The organism is Pseudomonas nitroreducens TX1 (genome assembly GCF_000313755.1).
Taxonomy (GTDB): Bacteria; Pseudomonadota; Gammaproteobacteria; order Pseudomonadales; family Pseudomonadaceae; genus Pseudomonas; species Pseudomonas nitroreducens_A.
The window spans coordinates 48,851-62,470 of the sequence record NZ_AMZB01000133.1; the positions used below are offsets into that span (position 1 = coordinate 48,851).

Annotated in this window: 12 protein-coding genes; 9 read left to right on the top strand and 3 right to left on the bottom strand. The window is 66.9% G+C overall.

Annotation, left to right across the window (positions count from 1 at the left end; translation table 11 throughout):
• Nucleotides 1–107: 107 nt before the first annotated feature.
• Nucleotides 108–1,730 carry an MFS transporter gene (locus C167_RS0125285; protein ID WP_017521107.1) on the top strand — a complete coding sequence of 541 codons (1,623 nt, stop codon included), beginning with the start codon at nt 108–110 and terminating at the stop codon, nt 1,728–1,730.
• 145 nt (nt 1,731–1,875) lie between these two features.
• Entirely contained in the window at nt 1,876–2,160 is a 285-nt protein-coding gene (locus C167_RS0125290) for a hypothetical protein (RefSeq protein ID WP_017521108.1), read from the top strand.
• A 92-nt stretch (nt 2,161–2,252) separates the two neighbouring features.
• On the opposite strand, the gene C167_RS0125295 is transcribed toward C167_RS0125290, so the two are convergent.
• From C167_RS0125295 to C167_RS0125305, 3 genes are all read right to left on the bottom strand, one after another.
• Nucleotides 2,253–2,642, bottom strand: a complete 390-nt coding sequence (locus C167_RS0125295) for a hypothetical protein (RefSeq protein WP_017521109.1) — start codon at nt 2,640–2,642, stop codon at nt 2,253–2,255.
• 117 nt (nt 2,643–2,759) lie between these two features.
• Nucleotides 2,760–4,382 carry a methyl-accepting chemotaxis protein gene (locus tag C167_RS0125300; RefSeq protein WP_017521110.1) on the bottom strand — a complete coding sequence of 541 codons (1,623 nt, stop codon included), beginning with the start codon at nt 4,380–4,382 and terminating at the stop codon, nt 2,760–2,762.
• 152 nt (nt 4,383–4,534) lie between these two features.
• Nucleotides 4,535–4,972, bottom strand: coding sequence for a YqaA family protein (locus tag C167_RS0125305; RefSeq protein WP_017521111.1), 438 nt, complete (start codon nt 4,970–4,972; stop codon nt 4,535–4,537).
• Between the two features lie 204 nt (nt 4,973–5,176).
• Between C167_RS0125305 and C167_RS0125310 the strand changes: the two genes are divergently transcribed.
• The 7 genes from C167_RS0125310 to C167_RS0125340 are packed head-to-tail and all read left to right on the top strand — an operon-like array spanning nt 5,177 to nt 13,538.
• Nucleotides 5,177–6,796, top strand: a complete 1,620-nt coding sequence (locus tag C167_RS0125310; protein WP_017521112.1) for a methyl-accepting chemotaxis protein — start codon at nt 5,177–5,179, stop codon at nt 6,794–6,796.
• Nucleotides 6,771–7,283: a chemotaxis protein CheW gene (locus C167_RS0125315; RefSeq protein WP_017521113.1), complete on the top strand. Its 513-nt coding sequence runs from the start codon at nt 6,771–6,773 to the stop codon at nt 7,281–7,283. The genes C167_RS0125310 and C167_RS0125315 overlap by 26 nt, the downstream gene beginning before the upstream one ends.
• Entirely contained in the window at nt 7,280–8,515 is a 1,236-nt protein-coding gene (locus C167_RS0125320; RefSeq protein WP_017521114.1) for a CheR family methyltransferase, read from the top strand. Before C167_RS0125315 ends, C167_RS0125320 begins: the two co-directional genes overlap by 4 nt.
• Entirely contained in the window at nt 8,508–9,209 is a 702-nt protein-coding gene (locus tag C167_RS0125325; RefSeq protein WP_017521115.1) for a chemotaxis protein CheW, read from the top strand. Before C167_RS0125320 ends, C167_RS0125325 begins: the two co-directional genes overlap by 8 nt.
• Nucleotides 9,206–11,485: a hybrid sensor histidine kinase/response regulator gene (locus C167_RS0125330; protein WP_017521116.1), complete on the top strand. Its 2,280-nt coding sequence runs from the start codon at nt 9,206–9,208 to the stop codon at nt 11,483–11,485. Before C167_RS0125325 ends, C167_RS0125330 begins: the two co-directional genes overlap by 4 nt.
• Entirely contained in the window at nt 11,482–12,489 is a 1,008-nt protein-coding gene (locus tag C167_RS0125335) for a chemotaxis response regulator protein-glutamate methylesterase (RefSeq protein WP_026079272.1), read from the top strand. Before C167_RS0125330 ends, C167_RS0125335 begins: the two co-directional genes overlap by 4 nt.
• Before the next feature lie 38 nt (nt 12,490–12,527).
• Nucleotides 12,528–13,538, top strand: coding sequence for a response regulator (locus tag C167_RS0125340; protein WP_026079273.1), 1,011 nt, complete (start codon nt 12,528–12,530; stop codon nt 13,536–13,538).
• The last annotated feature ends 82 nt before the right edge of the window (nt 13,539–13,620 follow it).

A 13,620-nucleotide genomic window follows, 5' to 3' on the forward strand; every position in this document is an offset into this window, starting at 1 on the left:
GCTCGCTCCTACAAGGAGCCGAAGAAAACGCTATCGCGCGGTGTGACAACCGTGGCAGTCGAGGCTGACAAAAACAAAAGCCCCCAGAAGGGGCAGGAGAGCCCGTAATGACCGATGTAGCGCAGTCCAGTTCCTACGAGCGGCCCGCGACCTCGCGCCGCGATGAGCGCAAGGTGATCTTCGCCTCGTCGCTCGGCACCGTGTTCGAGTGGTACGACTTCTTCCTCTACGGATCGCTGGCGGCAATCATCGCCAAGCATTTCTTCGCCGGGGTCAACGACACCACCGCGTTCATCTTCGCCCTGCTGGCCTTCGCCGCCGGCTTCCTCGTCCGCCCCTTCGGCGCACTGGTGTTCGGCCGGCTGGGGGACATGATCGGGCGCAAGTACACCTTCCTCGTGACCATTCTGCTGATGGGCCTGTCGACCTTCGCGGTGGGGCTGCTGCCGGCCTACGCCACCATCGGCGTGGCCGCGCCGATCATCCTCATCGTGCTGCGCCTGCTGCAGGGCCTGGCGCTGGGCGGCGAGTACGGCGGCGCGGCGATCTACGTGGCCGAGCACGCGCCGGACCACAAGCGCGGCGCCTACACCAGCTGGATCCAGTGCACCGCCACCGGCGGCCTGCTGCTGTCGCTGGTGGTGATCTGGGGCTGCCGGCAGATCACCGGGCCGGAGTTTGAGACCTGGGGCTGGCGGCTGCCCTTCCTGATCTCCATCGTACTGCTGGGCATCTCCACCTGGATTCGCCTGTCCATGCAGGAGTCGCCGGCGTTCCTGAAGATGAAGGCCGAGGGCAAGGTGAGCAAATCGCCGCTCAAGGAGTCCTTCACCAACTGGAGCAACCTGAAGATCGTCCTGATCGCGCTGTTCAGCATCAACGCCGGCCAGGCGGTGACCTTCTACGCCGCGCAGTTCTACGTGATGTTCTTCCTCACCCAGGTGCTGAAGGTCGACCCGGCGCTGTCCAACGGACTGCTGATCATTTCCCTGGTGATCGGCGCGCCGTTGTTCGTGATCATGGGCTGGCTGTCGGACAAGGTCGGCCGCAAGCCGGTGCTGATCGCCGGCCTGCTGCTGGCCACGGTGCTGTACTTCCCGCTGTTCAAGGCGCTGACCCACTACGCCAACCCGCAGATCGACGCGGCCTCGCGCCAGGCTCCGGTGACGGTAATGGCCGATCCGGCGACTTGCACCTTCCAGTTCGACCCGGTGGGCAAGGCCAAATTCGACAGCGCCTGCGACAAGGCCAAGACCCTGCTGGTGAAGGGCGGCGTGCCCTACAGTTCGGTGGCCGCCCCGGCCGGCAGCGAGTTGGTGGTGACCGTGGGCGAGAAGCGTATCGAGGGATTCGACGCCGCCGCGCTGGGCGCTGCCGTGAAGGAGGCCGGCTACCCGACCGTGGCCGACTCCTCGCTGGTGAACCGGCCGATGGTGGTGGCGATCATCGTCGCGCTGATCTTCATCGCGACCTGCTGCTACGGCCCGCTGGCGGCGCTGATGGTCGAGCTGTTCCCGACGCGCATCCGCTACACCTCGCTGTCGCTGCCGTACCACATCGGCAACGGCTGGTTCGGCGGGCTGCTGCCGACCATCTCGTTCGCGCTGGTGGTGTACACCGGCAACATCTTCTACGGCCTGTGGTACCCGGTGCTGATCACGGCGATGAGCCTGGTCTGCTCGCTGCTGTTCCTGCGCGAGACCAAGGACAATGATATCCACGCCGGCTGAGGGCGCCAGGTGGAGCGAGGGGCGCCATTGGGCGCCCTTTGCTTTTCCCAAAGGTATCCGGGCTCGCCTGGCGGCCGGCACTGGAATACCCTTGCGCTACTTCCGGCGCGCCTTGCGCCGAACCCATCGTGGAGAGTCATCGAACATGAAACAGGAAATCGCCACCGTGACCGTCAGCGCCGAGCATTGGGGTCGCGAGACTGAGGCGGTGGACAATGCCCGCGTAACGGTGAGCCTGAGCGCGCCGGAAGAGGGTGTGATCGAAGTGAGTTTCAAAGGCCAACTGGATGCGCCGCAAGAGCCGACCCACGTCTGTGTGACGCTGGAGAATGGGCTGTCCTATTACGGTGAAATCCAGGGTGGCGAGGCGAACGAGGAGGGTGGGTCGATTCGCTTCGAGGGCGAGTTGATCGATCTGGAAGGGTTCTGATTTCTCCGGAGGCTGCGGGCTCCTGCCTGCCAAAAACCGTCCCATGAAAAACCGGCCACATGGGCCGGTTTTTCATTGCCTGCGCAGACCCCTCACTGCCGCGGGATCATCCCTTCGATGCGTTTGGCGAAAGCATTCGCCAGCGGGCCATCGGCGAGCAGCAGCAGGTAGTCGTGCTCGGATTTGGCCGCCGGGGCGATCTGGTACTTCAGGGTGCCCGAGGCGACCTGGCCAACCACCGGCACGGTCAGGGTACCGACGCACTCCAGTACGCCACTGTCCGGGTCCTTTTCGATGATCGCCACGTCTTTCAGCTCGGCCTTGCTCAGCGCGTCGGACTGGGCAGAAAGCGCGCCGGACAGGAAGATCTTCACCAACTGGTTCTTCACATCGTCCGAACCGCAGACCTTGGCCTCGTTGCCTCCGCAGGCGCTCAGCAACGCGGCTGCGGCCAGCACGGCCGACAATTTCAACAGTTTCATCAATCCACCCTGTGGCATTCCATGATGGCCATTGGATAGGAAAATGCCGGAAAAATTCCCTGCTGACAGCTCCCGTTTCGCTATATATCGAGCGAAACGGGAGTAAGCAGTGGCGCGTCAGACCACGAAACGCGCCACCATGCCGTTCAGGTCCACGGCCAGGCGGGACAGCTCCTGGCTCGCTGCGCTGGTCTGGGTGGCGCCGGCCGAGGTCTGGGTCGCCAGGTCGCGGATGTTCAGCAGGTTGCGGTCCACCTCGCGGGCGACCTGGGCCTGTTCCTCGGTGGCGCTGGCGATGACCAGGTTGCGTTCGTTGATCAGCGACATGCGCTCGAGGATCACCTGCAGCGATGCGCCAGCCTCGCCGGTGCGACTGACGGTGCGCTCGGCGTGGGCGGTGCTGCTGAGCAGGGCGGCAACGGTGCGGTCGCTGCCGTTCTGGATGGCCGAGACCAGCTCCTCGATCTCGCGGGTCGAGCTCTGGGTGCGCTGGGCCAGCGAGCGCACTTCATCGGCGACCACCGCAAAACCGCGCCCGGCTTCGCCAGCGCGGGCGGCTTCGATGGCGGCATTGAGTGCCAGCAGGTTGGTCTGCTCGGCGACGCTGCGGATCACTTCCAGCACCTTGCCGATGTCCTGCGCCTGGCTGGCCAGGACTTCCGCCTGCTGCGAGGCCTGGCCCACTTCGTCGGCCAGGGTTCCGATGGCGCTGGAGGTCTCGTCGACCCGCTCGCTGCCGCTGCGCGCGGCGTCGATGGCCTCGCGGGAGGCGGCGGAGGTCGAGGCGGCGTTGCTGGCCACTTCTTCCACGGCGCTGGTCATCTGGTTGACGGCGGTGGCGGCCATCTCGATCTGGTCGCTCTGCTGCTGCAGCGCGTGGCTGCTATGCTCCATCACGCTGTGCATCTCTTCGGCGGCCGAAGCCAGCTGGCTGGCCGAGTTGCCGATGCCACGGATGGTCTCGCGCAGGCTGTTCTGCATGTCCGCCAGGGCGTTGAGCAGTTGCGCCGGCTCGTCGCGACCTTCGACGCTGAAACGCTGGCTGAGGTCGCCGCTGGCAATGGTCCGGGCCACGCGCACCGCCTGGTTGAGCGGCACGACGATGCTGCGGGTGAGTTGCCAGGCCAGCAGCAGGGTGAGACCGACGCTCAGCAGCAGCACCGTGCCCACCACCAGCCGACCGCTCTGGTACTGCTCCACGGCGCGGTTGGCTGCCGCAGCAGCGCCGTTGCGGTTGAGGGCGATCAGCGCGGTGAGGCGCTTGTTCAGTTCCGCGCCTTGCTGGGCAATGCTGCCGTTGAGGAGTTGCAGCGCGCCTTCGTTGTCGTCCCGGCGGACATTCTCCAGCAGCTGGTCGACGTATCCCAGGTAACCATTCAGCGCCTGGTGCAGCTCATCGGTGTGCTGCTGCTCCTCGGCGCTGAGGATCAGCCGGCGGTAGTCGGCGAGCACCTTGTCCTTGTCCTGCCGCGCCTCGGCGATCAGGTCGAGGCTGCGCTGGCGCGCAGCGCTGTCGTGGTTGACCAGCAGGCGCATGGACTCCAGGCGGATGCGGGCGATGTCGCCCGACAGCTGGTTCATGTGGTTGATGCTCAGCAGCCAGTTGCTGTCGATCTCTTCGGAGGCGGCGCGCAAGGTCGAGAGCTTGTATAGCGAGAACAGCCCGAGGAATACCAGCAACAAGCCCATCACGGCAAAACCCAGGGAGGCGCGGCGGCCAATACTCATGCTTCTGAACATCGCGAATTCCTTTTCATCGGTCGTGGTCTAGGCCCGCAGGCCCCTGCCAAGGCAATAGTGGCGCATTGATATTAATTGGCGCCATTTTTTCCAGGCAGTGGCAAAACAGGACTAGCAGACGAAATTCGTGTCCGCTTTTTACGAGGGAATATTCAGACGAGCGTGAGCCAGGCCAGCACCGCGTAGCGCCCGACCTTGGCGACGGTGACCAGCAGCAGGAAGCGCCACAGCGGTTCGCGCATGACGCCGGCGATCAGGGTCAGCGGGTCGCCGATCACCGGTGCCCAGCTCAGCAGCAACGACCAGCTGCCGAAGCGCCGGTAGTGACGCTGGGCCTTTTCCAGCGCCGCATCGCTCACCGGGAACCAGCGGCTACCGTGCCAGCGCTCTATTCCGCGTCCCAGCAACCAGTTCACCAGCGAGCCGAGCACGTTGCCCAGGCTGGCGGCCAGCAGCAACGACCACAGCGGGTACTGGCCGCCCAGCAACAGGCCGACCAGCACGGCTTCCGATTGCAGCGGCAGCAGGGTGGCGGCGCCAAAGGCGGAGAGGAAGAGACCGGCGTGGGCGGCGAGAGAGAGGCTCAACATCGGGTACGGGCGAAACGGCGAGTCGGGGCGGTCAGAATGAAAGGAACCGTCGTACTAAAAATTTGGAATAAAGAGAGGAGCTTCAGGCGTCTACAGATACTATATGTCCTATCTTGCTGACGATTTAGTAGGAATTTACATTCGCGCGATTGTCCGCCTGAATCCATCATCCGTCGGCACGCCACACATCTTCTGGGGAACGCTGTGAAGAATTGGACTCTACGCCAACGCATCCTGGCCAGCTTTGCCGTCGTCGTCGCGATCATGCTGCTGATGGTGGTGATTTCCTACACGCGCCTGCTGCGGGTGGAGCACAGCACCCAGCGGGTGAGCCAGGACGCCATGCCCGGCACCTACGCGCTGACCACTGTGCGTTCGGCATGGACCGACAGCATCCTGATGACCCAGGTGGTGGTCGGCCTGAGTGATGGCAAGCCTCTGGACGATGCCCGTCGCCAGGAGTTCCGCGCCAACCATGACGCACTGGTCGAGCGCATCGCTCGTTACGAGCTCACGGTCAATGACCCCCGCGATAAGGAAATGCTCGCTCACTTCAAGCAGCAGGCGAGCGAGTACGACACCATGCTGGCGCAGGTACTGCAGCTCTACGGCACAGACCGTGAAGGCGCGCGGCGCCTGCTGCTGGAGCGCCTGGAACCTTTGTGGGACGACGGCCGCAAGACGCTCAACCAGTTGATCTCACTGAACAAGGAAATCGCCGATGCCGCAGCGTCCGACATCGTCGACGAGGTGGCTGCCGCCAAGGCGATCATGCTCATCTCCCTGTTACTGGCCGTCGCCGCCGCCGTGGTTTGCGGGCTGCTGCTGATGCGCGCCATCACCGAGCCGGTGCGCCAGGTGGTAAAGGGTCTGCAGGTCATGGGTAGCGGCGACTTCACCACGCGCCTGGCGATGGAACGCAACGACGAATTCGCGGTGATCGAGACCGGCTTCAACGGCATGGCCGAAGAGCTCAAGGGCCTGGTATCGCAGGCGCAGCGCTCGGCCATCCAGGTCACCACCTCGGTGACCGAGATTGCCGCCACCTCCAAGCAGCAGCAGGCCACCGCCACCGAAACGGCCGCCACCACCACCGAGATCGGCGCCACCTCGCGGGAAATCGCCGCCACCTCGCGCGACCTGGTGCGCACCATGACCGAAGTGTCCTCGGCCGCCGAACAGACCTCCACCCTGGCCGGCTCCGGCCAACTGGGCCTGGCGCGCATGGAAGAAACCATGCATCACGTGATGGGTGCGGCCGAGCTGGTCAACGCGAAGCTGGCGATCCTCAACGAGCGCGCCGGCAACATCAACCAGGTGGTGACCACCATCGTCAAGGTGGCCGACCAGACCAACCTGCTCTCGCTCAATGCCGCCATCGAGGCGGAGAAGGCCGGCGAATACGGCCGCGGCTTCGCCGTGGTCGCCACCGAAGTGCGCCGCCTGGCCGACCAGACTGCCGTGGCCACCTACGACATCGAGCAGATGGTCCGCGAGATCCAGTCCGCCGTGTCCGCCGGTGTGATGGGCATGGACAAGTTCTCCGAGGAGGTGCGTCGCGGCATCTCGGAAGTCGGCCAGGTCGGCGAGCAGCTCTCGCAGATCATTCAGCAGGTGCAGGCGCTGGCGCCGCGCGTACAGATGGTCAACGAAGGCATGCAGGCCCAGGCCACCGGCGCCGAGCAGATCAACCAGGCGCTGGTGCAGCTCGGCGAGGCCACTGGCCAGACCGTGGAATCCCTGCGCCAGGCGAGCTTCGCCATCGACGAGTTGAACCTCGTGGCCAACGGACTGCGCAATGGCGTCTCCCGCTTCAAGGTCTGACGCCGCCGCGGCGGGCAGGCTGTACCTGCAGTTCCGCCTGGGCGCGGATCGCTATGCGCTGGACGTCCACGACGTCATCGAGGTGCTGCCGGTGCCTGCGCTCAAGCGCGTGCCGCAAGCGCCAGCGTGGGTCGCAGGGCTGTTCCCGCACCGCGGCGAACTGCTGCCGGTGCTGGACATGAACCAACTGGCCTTTGGGCACAGCGCGCCGCGCCGCACCAGTACGCGCCTGGTGCTGGTGCGTTACCGCGCCGCAGGCGAGGGGCCGGAGCAGCGCCTCGGATTGATTCTCGAACAGGCGACCCACACCCTGCGCCGTGATCCTGCGGCCTTCCGTGACTACGAACTCGACAACGGCAGCGCCCGCTACCTTGGCCCCGTGCTGGAAGACGAGCAGGGCCTGCTGCAGCGCGTGGGCGTCGACCAGTTGCTCAGCGATGAAGCCCGCGCGCGCCTTCTGCAGGACGCGGGAGGAGCGCCGGCATGACCGATCCGCGTTTCGCCCAATTGCTCAAGGAGCGTATCGGCCTGGATGCCGAGTCGGTCGGCGACGCCGTGATCGAGCGCGCCGTGCGCCAGCGCTGCAACAAGGTCAGCGGTGGCAGTACCGAGCATTACTGGATGCAACTGCAAGGCTCCGCCGAGGAAATGCAGGCGCTGATCGAGGCGGTGATAGTCCCCGAAACCTGGTTCTTCCGTTACCCCGAATCCTTCGGCGCGCTGGCCGACCTCGCGTCCCGGCGCGTGCTGGAACTGGCCGGCTTCCGGCCGCTGCGTATTCTCAGCCTGCCGTGCTCCACCGGCGAGGAACCGTACTCCATTGTCATGGCGCTACTGGACGCCGGCCTCGCGCCGTCCGCCTTCCAGGTGGATGCGCTGGACGTCAGCCGTGCGGTGCTGGAGCGCGCGCAGGAGGGGCGCTACGGGCGCAATTCGTTCCGCGGCGCCAACCTGAGTTTCCGTGACCGCTACTTCAGCGCCGACGGCAACGATTACCAGGTGGCCGAGGCGGTGCGGCGCAAGGTGCAGTTCCGCGCCGGCAACCTTCTGGCGCCGGGCTTGCTGGCCGGGGAGGCGCCTTATGACTATGTGTTCTGCCGCAACCTGTTGATCTACTTCGACCGTCCGACCCAGGAACAGGTGGTGGATGTTCTGCGCCGCCTGGTGCGGGCCGACGGCGTGCTGTTCATCGGCCCGGCCGAGGCCAGCCTGATGTCGCGCGTGGGCCTGCGTCCGCTGGGCGTGCCGCAGTCCTTTGCCTTCCCGCTGCAGGTTGCCGAACCGGCGCCCCGTGCGAAGCCGCTGAACTGGGAAGCGCCCGCGCCGACTCCTCGTCCGGCGCCGCCCAAGCCGGCGCCGGTGCGTCCGCGTCTGGTCGCCAGGGCCCAGGAGCCGGTGCCTGCGACCGCGGGTGACGCGCTGGCAGACATTGCCCGGCTGGCCAATTCCGGCCATGCCGCCGAGGCGCGCCAGCGCTGCGAGGCATTGTTGGCCGAAAGGGGGCCGAACGCCGAAGCCTTCTACTGGCTCGGCCTGCTGGCCGATGCGCAGGGCCACGGCAGCGAGGCGCAGGCGTTCTACCGCAAGGCCCTGTATCTGCAGCCCGATCACCAGGAAAGCCTGCAACACCTGGCCGCGCTGCTCGCGGCGCAGGGGGATGCCGCCGGCGCCCGGCGCCTGCAGGAGCGTGCCGCGCGAGGAGTGAAGCGCAATGGTTGAACGCGATTCTGCATACCTCGACAGTTCGTCCCTGGGCGGCGACCTGCCGAGCGTGGACGACTGCTGGAACCGCATCGGTGTGCGCGGCGACCGCAGTTGCCCGAGGCTCGCCGAGTACATTCATTGCCGCAATTGTCCGGTGCATGCCGCCGCCGCCATCAGTCTGCTGGACCGTTACGCACTGAGCAGTGAAACGGCAGACCTGGACCCGATGGAAAGCCCCGAGCCTGCGGTCGAAGAGGGCTGTCCGCACCTGATCTTCCGCCTCGGCGAGGAATGGCTGGGCCTGCCCACCCGTGCCCTGGCGGAGGTGGCGCCTGCCTGTGTCGTGCATTCGTTACCGCACCAGCGTTCGCCGGCATTGTTGGGCGTGGCCAATGTGCGCGGCACGCTGGTGGCCTGCATTTCCCTGGGCGAGCTGCTGGGCCTCGATGCTCGCGCGGCCGTCCGTGACAACGCGCGCATCGTGCCGCGCATGCTGATCCTGGCCGCCGTCGGCGGGCCGATCATTTCGCCGGTGGATGAAGTGGACGGCATCCATGAACTGGACGAGACGGCCATCGTCGAAGCCGCCTCCCAGAGCCACGCCGCCAACGACCGCTTCACCCGCGGGGTGATGCAGTGGCGCAAACGCAGCATCCGCCTGCTCGATCAGGAAGCCCTGCTCGACGCCGCCGCCCGGAGCCTCGCATGACCCCGGACCAGATGAAGGATGCATCGATGCTGGAGCTGTTCCGCCTGGAGGCGGAGGCCCAGACGCAGGTGTTGGTGCAAGGGCTGATGGCGCTGGAACGCAACCCGACCCAGGCCGACCAGCTCGAAGCCTGCATGCGTGCCGCGCATTCGCTCAAGGGTGCGGCGCGGATCGTCGGGCTGGATGCCGGCGTGCAGGTTGCCCATGTGATGGAGGATTGCTTGGTCGGCGCCCAGGAGGGCCGCCTGCTGCTGAGTTCGGGGCATATCGACGCGCTGCTGGCCGGCACCGATATCCTCCTGCATATCGCCGATGCCCAGCCCGAGCGGGCCGAGCAGGCGCAGCAGGGCGTGCCGGTCATGGTCGAGCGTCTGCAGGCCTTGCTGTCGGGCAAGGCGCCAGCCCAGGCCGCGCCGCCGCAGGCGATACCCGTCGAGCCTGCTCCGGCAGCTGTGGATGTGCCCGCGCAAGCTCCGTCGGCCCCCGCTGAACGCCCCCAGCGTCGTCGTTCCAGCGACAGCGATGAAGCGGGCGAGCGTGTACTGCGGGTGACCGCCGAGCGCCTGAACCAGTTGCTCGACTATTCCAGCAAGTCGCTGGTGGAGTCCCAGCGCCTGAAGCCGCTGCTCGATTCGCTACAGCGTCTGAAGCGCATCCAGGCCAGCGCCAGCCGCGTGCTCGACGGCGCCCGCGACGCCGCCAACACGGCCAATCTCGACGCCGAGGCGCAGGCCTACCTGGCTGACGCGCGCCGCCTGGTCGGCGAGTGCCAGCAACTGCTCAGCGAGCAGATCGCCGAGCTGGACGAATTCAGCTTCAAGGCCGGACAGCGCGCCCAGTCGCTCTACGACACGGCACTGTCCTGCCGCATGCGGCCCTTCTCCGACGTGCTCTCCGGGCAGGCACGGATGGTCCGCGACCTGGGGCGTTCGCTGGGCAAGACCGTGCGCCTGGAAGTGCACGGCGCCGCCACCCAGGTCGACCGCGACGTGCTGGAGAAGCTCGAGGCGCCACTCACCCACCTGCTGCGCAATGCCGTAGACCACGGTATCGAGTCCGCCGAAGCGCGCGCCGCCAATGGCAAGCCGGAGGAGGGTACGATCCAGCTGCTGGCCCGCCACCACGCCGGCATGCTGGTACTGGAGCTGCAGGATGACGGCGGTGGTGTCGACCTCGAACGCCTGCGCAGCGCCATCGTGCGTCGCCAGCTGTCCACCGAGGAAACCGTGGCGCGCCTCACCGAGGAGGAACTGCTGAGCTTCCTGTTCCTGCCCGGCTTCAGCATGCGCGAGCAGGTCACCGAGGTGTCCGGCCGTGGCGTCGGCCTGGACGCCGTACAGCACATGGTGCGCCAGCTGCGCGGCGGCATCCGCATGGAGCAGGTGCGCGGGCAGGGCGCGCGCTTCCACCTGGAAGTGCCGCTCACGCTGTCGGTGGTGCGCAGCCTGGTGGTCAGCATCGGCGGCGAAGCCTACGCCTTCCCGCTGGCGCACATCGAACGCATGCGCCGCCTGGCGCCGGACGAGATCGTCCAGCTCGAAGGCCGCCAGCAGTTCTGGCACGAGGGCCGGCATGTCGGCCTGGTGTCCGCCAGCCAGCTGTTGCAACGCCCCGACGGCGAGGCTTCGCCCGACGAGATTGCCGTGGTGGTGATCCGCGAACGGGACAGCACCTACGGCGTGGCGGTGGAGAAATTCATCGGCGAGCGTACCCTCGTGGTGGTGCCGCTGGATGCTCGCCTGGGCAAGGTACAGGACGTCTCCGCCGGCGCACTGCTGGACGACGGCACGCCGGTGCTGATCCTCGACGTCGAGGACATGCTGCGCTCGGTGGAAAAGCTCCTTGCCACCGGTCGCCTGGAGCGCATCGACCCCACCGGCCGCCTCAGCGGCCCCGCGCGCAAGCGCGTGCTGGTGGTGGACGACTCGCTCACCGTGCGCGAGCTGGAGCGCAAGCTGCTGCTGGGGCGTGGCTATGACGTCGCCGTGGCGGTGGACGGCATGGACGGCTGGAACGCCCTGCGCTCGGAGCATTTCGACCTGGTCATCACCGATATCGACATGCCGCGCATGGACGGTATCGAGCTGGTCACGCTGATCCGCCGCGACACCCGCCTGCAATCGCTGCCGGTCATGGTGGTGTCCTACAAGGATCGCGAAGAAGACCGCCGGCGCGGCCTGGACGCCGGCGCCGACTATTATCTGGCCAAGGCCAGCTTCCACGACGAGGCCTTGCTGGATGCGGTGGTCGACCTGATCGGGAGTGCGCAGGGATGAAGATAGGGATAGTCAACGACATGCCCCTGGCGGTGGAGGCCATGCGCCGCGCGCTGGCCTTCGAGCCGGCGCACCGCGTCGTCTGGGTCGCCGCCAACGGCGCCGAGGCCCTCGAGATGTGCGCCGCGCACAAGCCCGACGTGGTGCTGATGGACCTGCTGATGCCGGTGATGGACGGCGTCGAGGCGACCCGCCGGATCATGGCGCAGAGCCCCTGCGCGATCATCGTCGTCACGGTGGACCTGGAGCGCAACATGAGCCGCGTGTTCGATGCCATGGGCAACGGCGCGGTGGATGCGGTGAATACCCCGGTGATGGGCTGCGGCGACCCGGCTGAAGCCGCGCGCCCGCTGCTGCGCAAGCTGCAGAACCTGGCATGGCTCAATGCCCCGCAGGACAGCCGCCCGATCGCCAGCGCGCCGCTGGTGCGCAAGGGCAGCGGTGCGCACAAGCTGGTGGCGATCGGCTCGTCGGCCGGCGGCCCGGCGGCGCTGGCGGAACTCTTCGCCGCGCTGCCGGAAAGCTTCCCGGCGGCTGTCGTGGTGGTCCAGCACGTCGATGAAGTCTTTGCCGCGGGCATGGCCGAATGGCTGTCGACCCAGTCGCGTATCCCGGTGCGCCTGGCACGCAATGGCGAATCGCCACAGCCCGGCTGCGTGCTGCTGGCCGGCACCAACCACCATATCCGTCTGCTCAGGAGCGGCGAACTGGCCTATACCGCCGAGCCCAGCGGTCATATCTACCGGCCCTCGATAGACGTGTTCTTCGACAGCGTGGTCGAATGCTGGAGCGGCGATGCCGTCGGCGTGCTGCTCACCGGCATGGGCCGGGACGGCGCCGAGGGCCTGAAGCGCATGCGTGGGCGCGGTTTCCTGACTTTGGCCCAGGACCAGGGCAGCAGCGCCGTGTACGGTATGCCCAAGGCCGCGGCGGCGATTGGCGCCGCGGTAGAGATCCGCCCCCTGGGCGACATCGCCCGCAGACTCGCTGAGGTCTGCGCCTGAGCGCGGGCTACGGAGCTGATTGCATGAACCCCCTATCCATGAATTCAAGTCAGAGTAACTACCCCGTGAACACCCCCGGCGACTCCGCTGTGATGGTGCTGCTCGTGGATGATCAGCCGATGATCGGCGAGGCCGTGCGCCGTGCCCTGGCGGACGATCCCAGCATCGACTTCCACTTCTGCTCCGACCCGCACCAGGCCATCGCCCTAGCGATCCAGATCAAGCCCACGGTGATCCTCCAGGACCTGGTCATGCCGGGCGCCGACGGCCTCTCGCTGGTGCGCGAATACCGCGCCAGCCCGGCCACCCGCGACCTGCCGATCATCGTCCTGTCGACCAAGGAAGACCCGGCGGTGAAGAGCGCGGCGTTCAGCGCTGGCGCCAACGACTACCTGGTCAAGCTGCCCGACGCCATCGAGCTGATCGCCCGGGTGCGCTACCACTCGCGCTCCTACCTCGCCCTGCAGCAGCGCGACGAGGCCTACCGCGCCTTGCGCGAGAGCCAGCAGCAACTGCTGGAGACCAACCTGGTGTTGCAGCGGCTGATGAATTCCGACGGCCTCACCGGGCTGTCCAACCGCCGGCACTTTGACGAATACCTGGAAATGGAGTGGCGCCGCTGCCTGCGCGAACAGACCCAGCTGTCGATCCTGTTGGTCGATGTCGACCATTTCAAGGCCTACAACGACACCTTCGGCCATGTGCAGGGCGACGAGGCCCTGCGTCAGGTGGCCGGGGCCCTGCGTTCCAGCGCCAGCCGGCCCTCCGACCTGCCGGCGCGCTACGGCGGCGAGGAGTTCGTCATGGTCCTGCCCAACACCTCTCCCGGCGGCGCACGCCTGCTGGCCGAGAAGCTGCGTCGCTCGGTGCAGGAACTGAACATCCGCCACGAACTGCCGAGTCCCGGGTCCCCGCTGACCGTCAGCGTCGGCGTCGCGACCCTGATCCCGCAGGCGGGGCAAGCCTGCCGCCAGCTCATCGAGCTGGCCGACCAGGCGCTCTACAACGCCAAGCACGGCGGGCGCAACCAGGTGGCCATCGCCGGCTGAGCGAGCGGGGAAGGGCGCCGGGCGGGCGGTGGCGATCTGTCGTAAACCTTTTTAGGGGCGCGACAGTTCACGTATACTTGCC